The following is a 14,094-nucleotide window of genomic DNA, read 5'->3' on the forward strand; positions in this document are numbered from 1 at the left end:
AGGGGCGGACGGCGTGCCGCCAACGGTCGCGCGCGGCCGGGTGGCCGCGCGCGGGAAGGGCCGGGACGGCGGAATGAGCGTCAGCCGGCCGCGACCTTGCGGGTCGAACGCTTGAGCAGCGGCGCGAGGTACTTGCCGGTGAAGCTCGCCTTCGTCTTCGCGACCTGCTCGGGCGTGCCCTGGGCGATGATCTGGCCGCCGCCGGCGCCGCCCTCGGGGCCGAGGTCGATCACCCAGTCGGCCGTTTTGATCACGTCGAGGTTGTGCTCGATGATCACGACCGTATTGCCCTGGTCGCGCAGCCGGTGGATCACCTCGAGCAGCAGCGCGATGTCGTGGAAGTGCAGGCCGGTGGTCGGCTCGTCGAGGATGTACAGCGTGCGGCCCGTGTCGCGCTTCGACAGCTCCAGCGACAGCTTCACGCGCTGCGCCTCGCCGCCCGACAGCGTCGTGGCCGATTGGCCGAGGCGGATGTAGCCGAGGCCGACGTCGAGCAGCGTCTTCAGCTTGCGCGCGATGACCGGCACCGCGCTGAAGAACTCGTACGCATGCTCGACCGTCATGTCGAGCACTTCGCTGATGTTCTTGCCCTTGTACTGCACTTCGAGCGTTTCGCGGTTGTAGCGCTTGCCGTGGCACACGTCGCACGGTACGTAGACGTCCGGCAGGAAGTGCATCTCGACCTTCAGCACGCCGTCGCCCTGGCACGATTCGCAGCGGCCGCCCTTCACGTTGAACGAGAAGCGGCCCGGATCGTAGCCGCGCTCCTTCGAGGTCGGCACGCCCGAGAACAGCTCGCGGATCGGCGTGAACAGGCCCGTGTACGTGGCCGGGTTCGAGCGCGGCGTGCGGCCGATCGGCGATTGGTCGACGTTGATCACCTTGTCGAAGTGCTCGAGGCCCTCGATCGCCTCGTGCGGCGCCGGCTCGGCCGACGAGCCGTACAGGTGGCGCGCGACCGCGTGATACAGCGTGTCGTTGATCAGCGTCGACTTGCCGGAGCCCGACACGCCGGTGATGCAGGTCAGCAGGCCGACCGGCAGCTCGAGATCGACGTGCTTCAGGTTGTTGCCGTGCGCGTCGACGATGCGCAGCATCCGCTCGGCGTCGGGTGCGATCCGCTCGTCCGGATACTCGATCGTGCGCTTGCCGAGCAGGTACTGGCCCGTCAGCGACTGCGGGTTCGACTGCACCTGCTTCGGCGTGCCTTCGGCCACCACCACGCCGCCGTGTTCGCCCGCGCCGGGGCCCATGTCGACGACGTAGTCGGCCGTGCGGATCATGTCCTCGTCGTGCTCGACGACGATCACCGAGTTGCCGAGGTCGCGCAGGTGCTTGAGCGTCCCGATCAGGCGGTCGTTGTCGCGCTGGTGCAGGCCGATCGACGGCTCGTCGAGCACGTACATCACGCCTGTCAGGCCCGAGCCGATCTGCGACGCGAGCCGGATCCGCTGCGCTTCGCCGCCCGACAGTGTTTCGGCGCTGCGCTCGAGCGACAGGTAGTCGAGGCCGACGTTGTTCAGGAACGTCAGGCGCGCGACGATTTCCTTGATCACTTTGTCGGCGATCTCGCGTTTCGCGCCTTCGAGCGTGAGCCCGTCGAAATAGCCGAGCGCGTCGCGCAGCGGCCAGCCGCTGATTTCATAGATGCCGCGCGCGTAGTCGCCCGTGCCGATCCGCACGTGGCGCGCCTCGCGGCGCAGGCGCGTGCCTTCGCACGACGGGCACGGCTGGTTGTTCTGGTATTTCGACAGTTCTTCGCGCACCGCGACCGAATCGGTCTCGCGGTAGCGGCGCTCGAGGTTCGGGATGATCCCTTCGAACACGTGCTCGCGGATCGTCGTGCGGCCGCGCTCGTTGATGTACGAGAACGGGATCGTCTGCTTGCCCGAGCCGAACAGCAGCACCTTCCTGATTTTTTCCGGCAGATCCTCGAACGCGGCGTCGATGTCGAACTCGTAGAACGCCGCGAGGCTCTGCAGCATCTGGAAGTAGAACTGGTTGCGGCGGTCCCAGCCCTTCACGGCGCCCGCGGCGAGCGACAGCGACGGGTGCGCGACGACCCGCTTCGGGTCGAAGAACGTGATCTGGCCGAGGCCGTCGCATTCCGGGCACGCGCCCATCGGGTTGTTGAACGAGAACAGGCGCGGCTCGAGCTCCTGCAGCGAGTACGAGCAGATCGGGCACGCGAACTTCGAGCTGAACAGGTGCTCGTGGTCGGTATCCATCTCGAGCGCGATCGCGCGGCCGTCGGCGAGGCGCAGCGCCGTCTCGAACGATTCGGCGAGGCGCTGCTTCATGTCCGGGCGCACCTTCAGGCGATCGACGACGACGTCGATCGTGTGCTTGTCGTTCTTCTTGAGCTTCGGCAGCGACTCGACCTCGTAGATCTTCGCGACACCTTCGTTCGCGGTGCCGCCGCCCGAGCGCACGCGAAAGCGCACGAAGCCCTGCGCCTGCATCTCCTCGAACAGCTCGGCGTGCTCGCCCTTGCGGTTCGCGACGACGGGCGCGAGGATCATCAGCTTGGTTTCCTCGGGCAACGCGAGCGCCGCGTCGACCATCTGCGACACGCTCTGCGCCTCGAGCGGGATGTCGTGGTCGGGGCAGTACGGCGTGCCGACACGTGCGTACAAAAGTCGCAGGTAGTCGTGGATTTCCGTGACCGTGCCGACGGTCGAACGCGGGTTGTGGGATGTCGCCTTCTGCTCGATCGAGATCGCGGGCGACAGGCCCTCGATCAGGTCGACGTCCGGTTTCTCCATCAACTGCAGGAACTGGCGGGCATACGCGGAAAGGCTTTCGACGTAGCGGCGCTGGCCCTCGGCATAAAGGGTATCGAACGCGAGCGACGACTTGCCCGACCCTGACAACCCGGTAATCACGATCAGCTTGTGGCGCGGCAGGTCGAGATTGACGTTTTTCAGGTTGTGGGTACGTGCCCCACGGATACGGATCTGTTCCATGAACCTGGCGAAAATGGAGGGAACCAAACCTGCTACTATAACGGCTTTTCGAGACCGTCGTTTGGGGTCCCCAGCCTTTACAGCAGGTGACAGCAAGGCGGCGCCTGCGCCGGGGAAAGCGGTCGCGCCGCGTGGTTCCGGGTGGCCTGCAGGCTGCCGAATCCTGCCCCGACGCGTCGCCTGCCAGGCCTGCCGGGCCGCCGGTCCTGATCTTCCGCCGTCCGCTGCCGGGCGGGCACACCGATCATTCGAAATTCATTCCCGATGTCCAATCCGTCCGCCACGTCTTCCCGCATGACCGCGCCCGAGTTGCGCGCGACCACGTCGCTCGCGGCGATCTTCGCGCTGCGCATGCTCGGCCTGTTCATGATCATGCCGGTGTTCTCGGTCTACGCGAAAACCATCCCGGGCGGCGACAACGTGCTGCTCGTCGGCATCGCGCTCGGGGCCTACGGCGTCACGCAGTCGCTGTTCTACATTTTCTACGGTTGGGCGTCCGACAAGTTCGGCCGCAAGCCGGTGATCGCCGCGGGCCTCGTGATCTTCGCGCTCGGCAGCTTCGTCGCCGCGTTCGCGCACGACATCACGTGGATCATCGTCGGCCGCGTGATCCAGGGGATGGGCGCCGTATCGTCAGCGGTGCTCGCGTTCATCGCCGACCTGACTTCCGAGCAGAACCGCACGAAGGCGATGGCGATGGTCGGCGGCTCGATCGGCGTGTCGTTCGCGGTCGCGATCGTTGGTGCGCCGATCGTGTTCCACTGGGTCGGGATGAGCGGGTTGTTCACGATCGTCGGCGTGCTGTCGATCCTCGCGATCGGCGTCGTGGTGTGGATCGTGCCCGACGCGGCGAAGCCCGTGCACGTGCCCGCGCCGTTCGCCGAGGTGCTGCACAACGTCGAACTGCTGCGCCTGAACTTCGGCGTGCTGGTGCTGCATGCGACGCAGACGGCGCTGTTCCTCGTCGTGCCGCGCCTGCTCGTCGACGGCGGGCTGCCGGTCGCCGCGCACTGGAAGGTCTACCTGCCGGTGATGGGGCTCGCGTTCGTGATGATGGTCCCGGCGATCATCGTCGCGGAAAAGCGGGGCAAGATGAAGCCGGTGCTGCTCGGCGGCATTCTGGCTATCCTGATCGGCCAATTGCTGCTGGGCAGCGCGCCGCATACCATTCTGATTGTGGCGGCGATCCTGTTCGTCTACTTCCTCGGGTTCAACATCCTGGAAGCGTCGCAGCCGTCGCTCGTGTCGAAGCTCGCGCCGGGTTCGCGCAAGGGCGCGGCCACGGGCGTCTACAACACCACGCAGTCGATCGGGCTCGCGCTCGGCGGCATCGCGGGCGGCTGGCTGCTGAAGCACGGCGGCGCGAATACCGTGTTTTACGCGTGCTCAGGGCTGGTTGCCGCGTGGCTTATAATCGCGGCCAGCATGAAAGCGCCGCCGCGCAAGGCCTGAACCTATTTTTCGGGCAGGCACCGGCGGCGTTCGCGGGCTTGCCCGGCGGGCCGCTCCGACGCATGCGCGGGCGGCCCGGCATCGAATTTACTGGAGAAACACATGGCATCCGTCAACAAGGTCATCCTCGTCGGCAATCTCGGCGCCGATCCTGAAGTCCGTTACCTGCCGAGCGGCGACGCGGTTGCGAACATCCGTCTCGCGACGACCGACCGCTACAAGGACAAGGCAAGCGGCGATTTCAAGGAAATGACCGAGTGGCATCGCGTCGCGTTCTTCGGCCGGCTGGCGGAAATCGTCAGCGAATACCTGAAGAAGGGTTCGTCGGTCTATATCGAAGGCCGCATCCGCACGCGCAAGTGGCAAGGCCAGGACGGCCAGGATCGTTACTCGACCGAAATCGTCGCGGACCAGATGCAGATGCTCGGCGGCCGCGGCGGTGCGGGCGGCGGCGGTGGCGGCGGTGACGAAGGCGGTTACGGCGGCGGCTACGGTGGTGGTGGCGGCGGTCGCGGCGAGCAGGCGGAACGCGCCGGTGGCGGCGGCGGTCGTGCCGGCGGCGCGGCGCGCGGCGGTGCTGGCGGTGCTGGCGGCGGCGCGCAGAGCCGTCCGAGCGCACCGGCAGGCGGCGGCTTCGACGAGATGGACGACGATATTCCGTTCTGATCGGCAAGTCGGCATCCCGCATCACGATGGGCCCGAATGTCCGAGTCAAGCCGGTTGCTTGGCCCGGGTCTTCGGGCCTTGCTTCGTTTACGTCCTTGTCTCCGCACTGCAGGCGAACCGTGGCTGACGAACTCCCCGACCTCATCGCTGCGCATCTCGACGTGCTGTTCTGCGGGATCAACCCCGGCATGACTGCCGCCGCGACGGGGCATCACTTCGCGGGGAGAAGCAACCGCTTCTGGCGCGTGATTCATCTCGCGGGTTTCACGCCAACGGAAATTCCTCCGCACGACGATCGCGCGATACTCCGGTACGGCTGCGGCCTGACGGCGGTGGTGAAGCGGCCGACCGCGAGTGCCGATCAGCTTTCGCGCGCGGAATTCATCGCCGTGGCCGCGGAGTTCGAGCAGAAGGTAGCGCGTTATGGGCCGCGCTTTGTCGCCTTTCTCGGCAAGGCGGCGTACTCGGCGCTTTCGGGGCAACGCGAAATTGCATGGGGATTGCAGCCGGCGCGCATGCAGCGCGCGAGCGTCTGGGTGCTGCCCAATCCCAGCGGGAGAAATCTTGCGTTCGGCCTCGGCGATCTGGTCGATGCGTACCGTCAGCTTTATCTGCACGCGAGGACCGCTTCCGGTCGTCAGCCCGAGGGGCAGCCGGATGCGACTCGGTAAGACGGCATCCCCATGGCCGGGCACTGTGTTGCCGCGTGCATTTTTCGATCGCGCGGCCACCGACGTCGCACCGCAACTGCTCAACAAGATCCTCGCGGCAGCCGACGGCCGGGCCGGCCGCATCGTCGAGGTGGAAGCCTATGCGGGTGCGATCGACCCGGCGGCGCATACCTATCGCGGCAAGACGCCGCGCAATGCGACGATGTTCGGGCCGCCTGGGCACCTGTACGTCTATTTCACGTACGGCATGCACTGGTGCTGCAATTGCGTGTGCGGCCCGGACGGCATCGGAACGGGCGTGCTGATCCGTGCGCTGGAACCGCTGCACGGGCTCGAACGGATGCGTGCGGCACGGCCGCCGCTGACGCGCGATCGCGATCTGTGCCGCGGGCCGGCGCGGTTGACGCAGGCGATGGGGATCGGCGGCGCGCAGGATGGCGTCGATCTGGTTGACGCACGCGAAGGGTTCGCGATCGTGGACGACGGATTGGCGCCGCCCACGGATCTGGCGGGCGGGCCGCGCATCGGCATTCGCGTCGGCAAGGATCTGCCGTGGCGATGGAGCGTGCCCGGCAATCGATATGTGTCGGGGGCGCTGCCGCGCATCTGATGCGTGCCGCCCACAATCGCGCGTAATTCGATCTGCGTCACGTTGCCGCCATTATTGACCGGCTAAGCTGCTCGTTTCGACGTTTCGATCGAGGAGACACCATGCGGCGGGTCGTATTCAACCAGAAGGGCGGCGTGGGCAAATCGACGATCGTCTGCAACCTGGCGGCGATCAGCGCGCGCGAAGGGCTGCGCACGCTCGTCATCGACCTCGATGCGCAGGCGAACTCCACGCGCTACCTGCTCGGCGATGCCGCGGCCGATGCGCAACCGGGCGTCGCCGGCTTCTTCGAAACCGCGCTGACCTTCAACTTCCGTCCGGTCGACGTCGCGTCGTTCATCCATCCGACCCCGTTCGAAGGGCTCGACGTGATGCCCGCGCATCCGGACCTCGACACGCTGCACGGCAAGCTCGAATCGCGCTACAAGATCTACAAGCTGCGCGACGCGCTGAACGAGCTCGACACGTACGACGCCGTGTACATCGACACGCCGCCCGCGCTGAATTTCTACACGCGCTCGGCGCTGATCGCGGTCGAGCGCTGCCTGATCCCGTTCGATTGCGACGATTTCTCGCGCCGCGCACTGTACACGCTGCTCGAGAACGTGAAGGAAATCCAGCAGGACCACAACGCGGCGCTCGAGGTGGAGGGGATCGTCATCAACCAGTTCCAGCCGCGCGCGAGCCTGCCGCAACGGCTGGTCGACGAGCTCGTCGACGAAGGGCTGCCGGTGCTCGCGTCGAGGCTGTCGGCGTCGGTGAAGATTCGCGAGTCGCATCAGCAGTCCAAGCCGGTGATTCACCTCGAGCCTGGACACAAGCTCGCGCAGGAATTCCTCGCACTGCATCGCGAACTGGCCGGCTGATCGCGCGCGCCGGCGCCGACCGCGGCCGTTTCATACGGCCGCGCTTTTTTTATTACGACCCGAAATTCGTCCGATCATTGATTCCGTCATTAATAATCCCGGAAACGATTTCATAATAAATCCGAAAAAAACGATTACATAAGCGACTGCTCCATTTTCAATGGTCGCCGGTTTTCTAATAAACGGAATAGTGAATTGGTAAATGTTGCGCGATGTCACGATGCGCTATCCTGTAAAAAGGTAAAAGAAGACATTGCGGGACCGGACGCTGCGGTATTTTCTACGTGATATCGACGCGTCGCGGGCGCCGGTGGCCGCTCGAAGGGGTGTAAGGGTTTATACCTAGCATTAATGCCATTTTATTGACAATTAATCGATCTAGAATGGCTTCCTTCAACTTCTCGTGCTCAAATGAGTGGCGGGTTGTCAATAAGGAAGTCGGCTATCGATCTGGCTTCTATTTTCTTTACGTCGTCTCTCGCATTGCTAACAGGAGCGTGCCCGATGTCCGTATTTGCCCCCGAAAAATTCGCCGCCGATTATCAATCCGGTATCGCCGCGTGGTTCGCGATCGCCCGTCCGGCGATCAAGGGTTTCGAGGCTGTCGTCGAACTCAACCTGCAGGCGGCCCGGACGGCGCTCGAGGAATACGAGGACAAGCTGAAGAACGCCTTCAACAGCAGCAATCCGGCCGCGGGTTTCGCGCAGCAGGCAGCCGTACCGCAGGAAGCGGCCGGCAAGGTCGTGTCGTACGGCCGTCATCTGTTCGACATCGCGGTGTCGACGCAATCCGAATGGGCGAAGGTCGCGCAGGCGCAATACGAACAGAACGACAAGCGCCTGAAGGACGTGATCGGCGAGCTGTCGAAGCATGCGCCGGCCGGCTCGGCACCGGTGGTGGCCGCACTGAATTCGGCGCTGTCCGCGGCGACGGCCGCGGCCGACTCCGTGCGCGCAGCGACGGGTCAGGCGATCGAAGCCGCGCAGAGCAGCTTCGATGCGGTCAGCGAAACGGCCACGCGCGGCGGCAAGCAGACGGCAGCCGCCGCACGCAAGGACGCAGCGGCTGCGCGCGAATCGGCTGCGTAACGACGAAACCGCGGACGTAACCGCGGACGTAACCGCGGACGTGAGCGCGTGTCGCGCGCAGGCGCGACACGATTGATCGGCGCCGGGCGGCGCCGCGCACCGCGTGTGCCGCGCAGTGCGTGGAACCCCCGGTTTGCCGCAAGGCGCCGGTGCATGTGCGGGCCGTGCCGGTGTGCCGCCGGTGCGACCGGGCGCGGCTCGTGGCGCGGCGGCGTGCGACCTTTATCGCGCCGGATGGCCCGACGTGCGCCGTCGCCGGTTGCAGCCGGCGCGTGCCGGCGTCAGAACGACGAACTTGATTTCGATGCAGGAACTGAACATGACGGACGTAGTGATCGTATCGGCCGCGCGGACCGCGGTCGGCAAATTCGGCGGCTCGCTTGCGAAGATTGCGGCGCCGGAGCTGGGCGCGACGGTGATCCGCGCGGTGCTGGAGCGTGCGGGCGTGAAGCCCGAGCAGATCAGCGAAGTGATCATGGGCCAGGTGTTGACGGCCGGCTCGGGGCAGAACCCGGCGCGGCAGTCGCTGATCAAGGCCGGGCTGCCGGCGGCGGTGCCTGGGATGACGATCAACAAGGTGTGCGGCTCGGGCCTGAAGGCCGTGATGCTGGCGGCGAATGCGATCGTCGCGGGCGACGCGGAGATCGTGATCGCGGGCGGCCAGGAGAACATGAGCGCGTCGCCGCACGTGCTGCCGGGCTCGCGAGACGGGTTCCGGATGGGCGACGCGAAGCTGGTCGACACGATGATCGTCGACGGGCTGTGGGACGTGTACAACCAGTACCACATGGGCATCACGGCGGAGAACGTCGCGAAGGAATACGGCATTACGCGCGACGAGCAGGACGCGTTCGCGGCGCTGTCGCAGAATAAGGCGGAAGCGGCGCAGAAGGCCGGGCGCTTCGACGACGAGATCGTGCCGGTGTCGATTCCGCAACGCAAGGGCGAGCCGCTGCAGTTCGCGACCGATGAATTCGTGCGTCACGGCGTGACGGCGGAATCGCTGGCGGGGCTGAAGCCGGCGTTCTCGAAGGACGGCACGGTGACGGCGGCGAACGCGTCGGGCCTGAACGACGGCGCGGCGGCGGTGCTGGTGATGTCGGCGCAGAAGGCGGCGGCGCTGGGCCTGACGCCGCTGGCGCGGATCAAGGCGTACTCGAACGCGGGCGTGGATCCGAGCGTGATGGGGATGGGTCCGGTGCCGGCGTCGCGCCGGTGCCTGGAGCGCGCGGGCTGGACGCCGGGCGACCTGGACCTGATGGAGATCAACGAGGCGTTCGCGGCGCAGGCGCTGGCGGTGCACAAGCAGATGGGCTGGGACACGTCGAAAGTGAACGTGAACGGCGGGGCGATCGCGATCGGTCACCCGATCGGTGCGTCGGGCTGCCGGATCCTGGTGACGCTGCTGCACGAGATGGTCAAGCGCGATGCGAAGCGCGGGCTGGCGTCGCTGTGCATCGGCGGCGGGATGGGCGTCGCGCTCGCGGTCGAGCGCGTCTGAGCCGGGTCTGAAAACATCGCGCGGATGCGGCGCCGGCCCGCGCAGCATCCGCGTGAAGCGGTTTTCGCGCACGACAAGCAGCCAACAACAAGCGCGATGTTCCGGTGCGTGCCGCGCCCGCGACGCGGGCGGCTGCGCATCGAAGCGGTGGGGCGGCAGCATGTGCGATGCCGTCGCCCCGCATTCATCGATTACTTTTTTGTCGGTAATTTATAGGATGACTAAGCGAATTGCAGTTGTGACAGGTGGAATGGGCGGTCTCGGCGAAGCAGTCAGCATCAGGTTGAACGACGCGGGCCACCGGGTAGTCGTCACGTATTCGCCGAACAACACCGGCGCCGACCGCTGGCTGACCGAGATGCAGGCGGCCGGCCGCGAGTTCCATGCGTACCCGGTGGACGTGGCCGATCACGATTCGTGCCAGCAATGCATCGAGAAGATCGTGCGGGACGTCGGCCCGGTCGACATTCTCGTGAACAACGCAGGCATCACGCGCGACATGACGCTGCGCAAGCTCGACAAGGTGAACTGGGACGCCGTGATCCGCACGAACCTCGATTCCGTGTTCAACATGACGAAGCCTGTCTGCGAAGGCATGGTCGAGCGCGGCTGGGGTCGCATCGTCAACATCTCGTCAGTGAACGGCTCGAAGGGTTCGGTCGGCCAGACCAACTACGCGGCCGCGAAGGCCGGCATGCACGGGTTCACCAAATCGCTCGCGCTCGAGGTCGCGCGTAAGGGCGTGACGGTGAACACGGTGTCGCCGGGCTACCTCGCGACGAAGATGGTCACGGCGATCCCGCAGGACATCCTCGACACGAAGATCCTCCCGCAGATTCCGGCGGGCCGGCTCGGCAAGCCCGAGGAAGTCGCGGCGCTGGTCGCCTACCTGTGCTCGGACGAGGCCGGTTTCGTGACGGGCTCCAACATCGCGATCAACGGCGGCCAGCACATGCACTGACGCGCGGCGGCCCGGACCGCGTTCGCGCACGTGCCGGGCCGCGTTCCGCTGTATCCAGTGCCGGAGCGGCGGCAGGCGCGCCGCTTCGGCCTCGCATTCCGGAGAAGGCATGGGTGACACCTGGATGGGACTCTTGATCGGCGGCTCGGCACTGGCCGTCGCGCTGACGATGGCGATCTCGCTCCACTGGCTGGAGCGGCGCCGCGCGCGGTTGCTGCGGAACTTCGATCATCGCGATTGCTGGTTCGTCGCGTACGGCAAGTGCTTCGCACGCAGGACGGCGAGGCCGGCACGCCGCATGCGCGGCGCGCGTTGACGGCCGCGACGTCGTGGTAACGCGGCGTCACGATTGACGAACGGTCACGCATCGCGCGCATGCAGTCGGTGATGCGCGCGATGCGCGTGATCAATTGCTCTTTTCGCTCTTGCCACCCGACTCGCCCGAGTCGTTCTTGTGGAAGATCCGCTTCGTCGTGCGCTTGGTGGCATCCCAGCCTTCGCGCGACGCGTGGGCGACTCCGTGCCCGACCGCTTTCGCGGCGCTCGCGGTTGCGTGGCCGAAGCTGCGTGCAGCGTCGCCCGTCTTGTGCGCGGCTTCCTTCGAATCGCGCTTGATGTCCTGCTTCACTTCCGACATGTCCGCATGCGCGATCGGGCTGATCAGCGCCAGAACGAGTGCGGTGCCAATGAACTGACGAACTTTCACGACCTGGTTTCCTTGTATAAGTCTCTTCATCGAGGATTCGAATTGCCGGCTGGCGGCGGGGCATACGTGCCGGGCGCCGATGCGTCGAGCATCACCGCGGCGCGGCCGGTCAGCAGCACGCGATCGCCGCAGCGCAGCGCGAAGCCGTACAGCACCGAGCGGCCGTCGCCGCTCATGCGTTCCGCGTCGACGGTGAGCGGCTCGTCGAACGTGTCGAGCCGGTCGACGAACGCGTCGACATTGCGCACGCTCGCCAGATAGCCGACGCGCGGACGTTCTTCTTGCGCACCGAGCAGCGCGCCGTGCACGGCCATCGCCTGCGCCGCGTATTCGATGCCGCAGACCGATGCGAGCCGGCCGTGCGAGCGCAGCGGGTTATGCGGGTCGTGGTGGCTCGTCGCGGTGCAACGGATGCGTTGGGCGTCCCACGTATCGACCGTATCGAGCACGCACATCGTGCCGCCGTGCGGAATATGCGCGGCGATCCATGCGTGGTCGAGCGGCGGCGTCAACGCGATCGTTGCGGCCATCACGGGCACTCCGCGAAGGCGTCCGGCATCGCGACGTCGACCTGCACGCGCGTATCGGCCAGATAGTCGAGCACGACGCGAGTCGAACGCCGTGCAGCCAGCGCATCGAGCAGCGGCAGCACGCGCGCGGCCGGATTGCCGGCACGCAGTGCGTCGAGCTCGGCATTCGCGAGCGTCGTGGCAGGCGCGTCGGTGAGCTGCACGTCGATGCGGGCGAGCGAACGTTCGCTTGCTTCCGGCGCGAACACGAGCGCGACGCCGAATGCATCGTCGATCGGCCGCACCGTGTGCAGCGGTTCCGGATAGTCGGTGTCGTACGCGATCAGCAGGGTCGGCATGCGATCGACCGCGACCTGGCACAGGCTCTCGAGCAGGCCCGCGGCAAAGCTGCCGTCGTGCGCGCACAGCACGTTCGACGTCGCCATCGCGCGGGTCGCGATGCTCCAGTAGCCGGCCGGCGCGTTGTGCACGGAGTTGTGGAAACGCGTAGGCGACAGCTGGCGATCGTCGCCGGCGAGGGTTTCGCAGATCGCGTGGCAGTTCTGGCCGTCGCCGCCGGACGCGCTGAACACGGTTGCGAGCGTGGCCGCATCGCGTCCGCTCGCGGCGACCGCTTCGTGGCCGACCGCGAGCGCGACGCGCACGACGGGGCCCGTGCGGCGCCGCTCGGCCGACGGCAGGCCGGCCGGCGGCGGCAGCACGGTGCGTGCGCTCGCATAGGCTGTGCGGCCGGTGAGCACGTCGGCCGCGTGCGGCCAGTCGTTCATTCCCGGCCCGACGAGGCCGATGCTTTCGATGAAGGCGGTGAGCGTCATGTCGGGCCTCAACGGCGTACGTGGCCGGCGCGGCCGAGGATCAGGCTGCAATTCGTGCCGCCGAAGCCGAACGAATTGGAAAGCACGGTGCGCACGCGCGTATCGCGGCTCGCGAGCACGTAGTCGGCGGCCAGCGCCGGGTCGGGCTGCGTCGTGTTGACGCCGGCCGGTACGAACTGCTCGCGCAGCGCGAGCGCGGCGACGACCGCTTCGAGCGCGCCGGCCGCGCCGAGCGCGTGGCCGGTCGCGCCCTTCGTCGAGCTGCACGGCGTGCTCGCGAGCAGCGCGCCGACCGCGCGGCTTTCGGCCGCATCGTTGCTCGGCGTTGCGGTGCCGTGCAGGTTCACGTAATCGATGTCGTTCGTGTCGAGGCCGGCGGACGCGAGTGCCTGCTCGATCGCGACGCGCGCGCCGAGCCCGTCCGGATGCGGCGACGACATGTGGTGCGCGTCGCTCGATTCGCCGATGCCGAGCAGCAGGATCGCGTTGCCGTCGAGCGCGGCGGGCGGTTCGGGCACGCGTTCGACGAGCGCGAATGCCGCGGCCTCGCCGATCGAGATGCCGTCGCGCGCAACGTCGAATGGCCGGCACGGTAGGCGTGACAGCAGTTCGAGCGAGTTGAAGCCGTACAGCGTCGTCAGGCACAGCGAATCGACGCCGCCGACGACGGCCGCGTCGATCAACCCGGCCTCGATCATGCGGCGCGCGGAGCCGAATACCTTCGCGCCGGACGAGCACGCGGACGAGATCGCCATCGCCGGCCCGCGCAGCGCGAAATACGTGCGCACGAACGCGGCCGCCGAATACGGGTTGTGCGTGTTCGCATAGTGGAAGTCGGCGGGCAGCGCGCCGCTCGCCGGATCTCGATGCTGGTACGCGCGTTCGGTCTCGAGGATGCCGGCCGTGCTCGTGCCGACGAACACGCCGACGCGCGCCGCGCCGTAGCGGGCCACGGCCGCCGCCACGCCGGCATCGAAGCCGTCCTGCGCGAGGGCGAGTTGCGCGAGGCGATTGTTGCGGCATTCGAAGTCGGCGAGGTCCGCGCGCACGGGTTGCGCATCGACGCCGTCCACCGCCCCGATCCACGTGTCGAGATCCGCGCGCTCGAAGTCGCACGGCGCGAGCCCGCCGCGCGCGTCGTGCAGCGCGTCGAGGGTCGCATCGAGGCCGCGGCCGATGCAACTGGTGGCGGTGAAGTGCGAGAGCAGGAGAGGTTTCACGAGGGTCGCATCCGGTGACCGGAACGGGCGCCGCAGCAGGG

The 14,094-nt window shown here is 67.0% G+C and carries 14 protein-coding genes; 9 read left to right on the forward strand and 5 right to left on the reverse strand.

Annotation, left to right across the window (positions count from 1 at the left end; all coding sequences use genetic code 11):
- Window positions 1–80 precede the first annotated feature (80 nt).
- Window positions 81–2,966: an excinuclease ABC subunit UvrA gene (uvrA, locus tag OEJ37_RS04660; protein WP_174421232.1), complete on the reverse strand. Its 2,886-nt coding sequence runs from the start codon at window positions 2,964–2,966 to the stop codon at window positions 81–83.
- 264 nt (window positions 2,967–3,230) lie between these two features.
- Here uvrA and OEJ37_RS04665 point away from each other — a divergent pair, with 264 nt between their 5' ends.
- The 9 genes from OEJ37_RS04665 (at window position 3,231) to OEJ37_RS04705 (ending at window position 11,098) form a co-directional block, all read left to right on the forward strand.
- Window positions 3,231–4,418, forward strand: a complete 1,188-nt coding sequence (locus OEJ37_RS04665) for an MFS transporter (RefSeq protein ID WP_034179048.1) — start codon at window positions 3,231–3,233, stop codon at window positions 4,416–4,418.
- 102 nt (window positions 4,419–4,520) lie between these two features.
- Window positions 4,521–5,084, forward strand: coding sequence for a single-stranded DNA-binding protein (locus tag OEJ37_RS04670; RefSeq protein ID WP_263343321.1), 564 nt, complete (start codon window positions 4,521–4,523; stop codon window positions 5,082–5,084).
- Between the two features lie 119 nt (window positions 5,085–5,203).
- On the forward strand, window positions 5,204–5,755 hold the full coding sequence (mug, locus tag OEJ37_RS04675; RefSeq protein WP_263343323.1) for a G/U mismatch-specific DNA glycosylase: 552 nt from the start codon (window positions 5,204–5,206) through the stop codon (window positions 5,753–5,755).
- Window positions 5,742–6,365, forward strand: coding sequence for a DNA-3-methyladenine glycosylase (locus OEJ37_RS04680; protein WP_263343326.1), 624 nt, complete (start codon window positions 5,742–5,744; stop codon window positions 6,363–6,365). Before mug ends, OEJ37_RS04680 begins: the two co-directional genes overlap by 14 nt.
- A gap of 101 nt (window positions 6,366–6,466) precedes the next feature.
- Entirely contained in the window at window positions 6,467–7,231 is a 765-nt protein-coding gene (locus OEJ37_RS04685) for a ParA family protein (RefSeq protein WP_175919409.1), read from the forward strand.
- A 504-nt stretch (window positions 7,232–7,735) separates the two neighbouring features.
- Window positions 7,736–8,320 carry a TIGR01841 family phasin gene (gene phaP, locus OEJ37_RS04690; RefSeq protein ID WP_034179043.1) on the forward strand — a complete coding sequence of 195 codons (585 nt, stop codon included), beginning with the start codon at window positions 7,736–7,738 and terminating at the stop codon, window positions 8,318–8,320.
- 319 nt (window positions 8,321–8,639) lie between these two features.
- Window positions 8,640–9,821, forward strand: coding sequence for an acetyl-CoA C-acetyltransferase (locus OEJ37_RS04695; protein ID WP_263343332.1), 1,182 nt, complete (start codon window positions 8,640–8,642; stop codon window positions 9,819–9,821).
- Between the two features lie 217 nt (window positions 9,822–10,038).
- Complete coding sequence (gene phbB, locus OEJ37_RS04700) at window positions 10,039–10,782, forward strand: acetoacetyl-CoA reductase (protein ID WP_152860589.1); 744 nt, start codon at window positions 10,039–10,041, stop codon at window positions 10,780–10,782.
- Window positions 10,783–10,891: 109 nt separating this feature from the next.
- On the forward strand, window positions 10,892–11,098 hold the full coding sequence (locus tag OEJ37_RS04705) for a hypothetical protein (protein ID WP_152860591.1): 207 nt from the start codon (window positions 10,892–10,894) through the stop codon (window positions 11,096–11,098).
- Between the two features lie 90 nt (window positions 11,099–11,188).
- On the opposite strand, the gene OEJ37_RS04710 is transcribed toward OEJ37_RS04705, so the two are convergent.
- From OEJ37_RS04710 to OEJ37_RS04725, 4 genes are read right to left on the reverse strand one after another with little or no spacing between them, the layout of a single operon-like run.
- Complete coding sequence (locus tag OEJ37_RS04710) at window positions 11,189–11,518, reverse strand: hypothetical protein (protein ID WP_174422093.1); 330 nt, start codon at window positions 11,516–11,518, stop codon at window positions 11,189–11,191.
- Window positions 11,515–12,018, reverse strand: coding sequence for a hotdog family protein (locus OEJ37_RS04715; RefSeq protein WP_263343338.1), 504 nt, complete (start codon window positions 12,016–12,018; stop codon window positions 11,515–11,517). The genes OEJ37_RS04710 and OEJ37_RS04715 overlap by 4 nt, the downstream gene beginning before the upstream one ends.
- Window positions 12,018–12,833, reverse strand: coding sequence for a beta-ketoacyl synthase chain length factor (locus OEJ37_RS04720; RefSeq protein WP_263343339.1), 816 nt, complete (start codon window positions 12,831–12,833; stop codon window positions 12,018–12,020). The genes OEJ37_RS04715 and OEJ37_RS04720 overlap by 1 nt, the downstream gene beginning before the upstream one ends.
- Before the next feature lie 8 nt (window positions 12,834–12,841).
- Window positions 12,842–14,053 (reverse strand): beta-ketoacyl-[acyl-carrier-protein] synthase family protein, encoded by a 1,212-nt coding sequence (locus OEJ37_RS04725; RefSeq protein ID WP_263343341.1) that lies wholly within the window; start codon window positions 14,051–14,053, stop codon window positions 12,842–12,844.
- Window positions 14,054–14,094 lie beyond the last annotated feature (41 nt).

It is taken from the genome of Burkholderia sp. BKH01 (assembly GCF_025685725.1).
Lineage (GTDB): Bacteria > Pseudomonadota > Gammaproteobacteria > Burkholderiales > Burkholderiaceae > Burkholderia > Burkholderia pyrrocinia_C.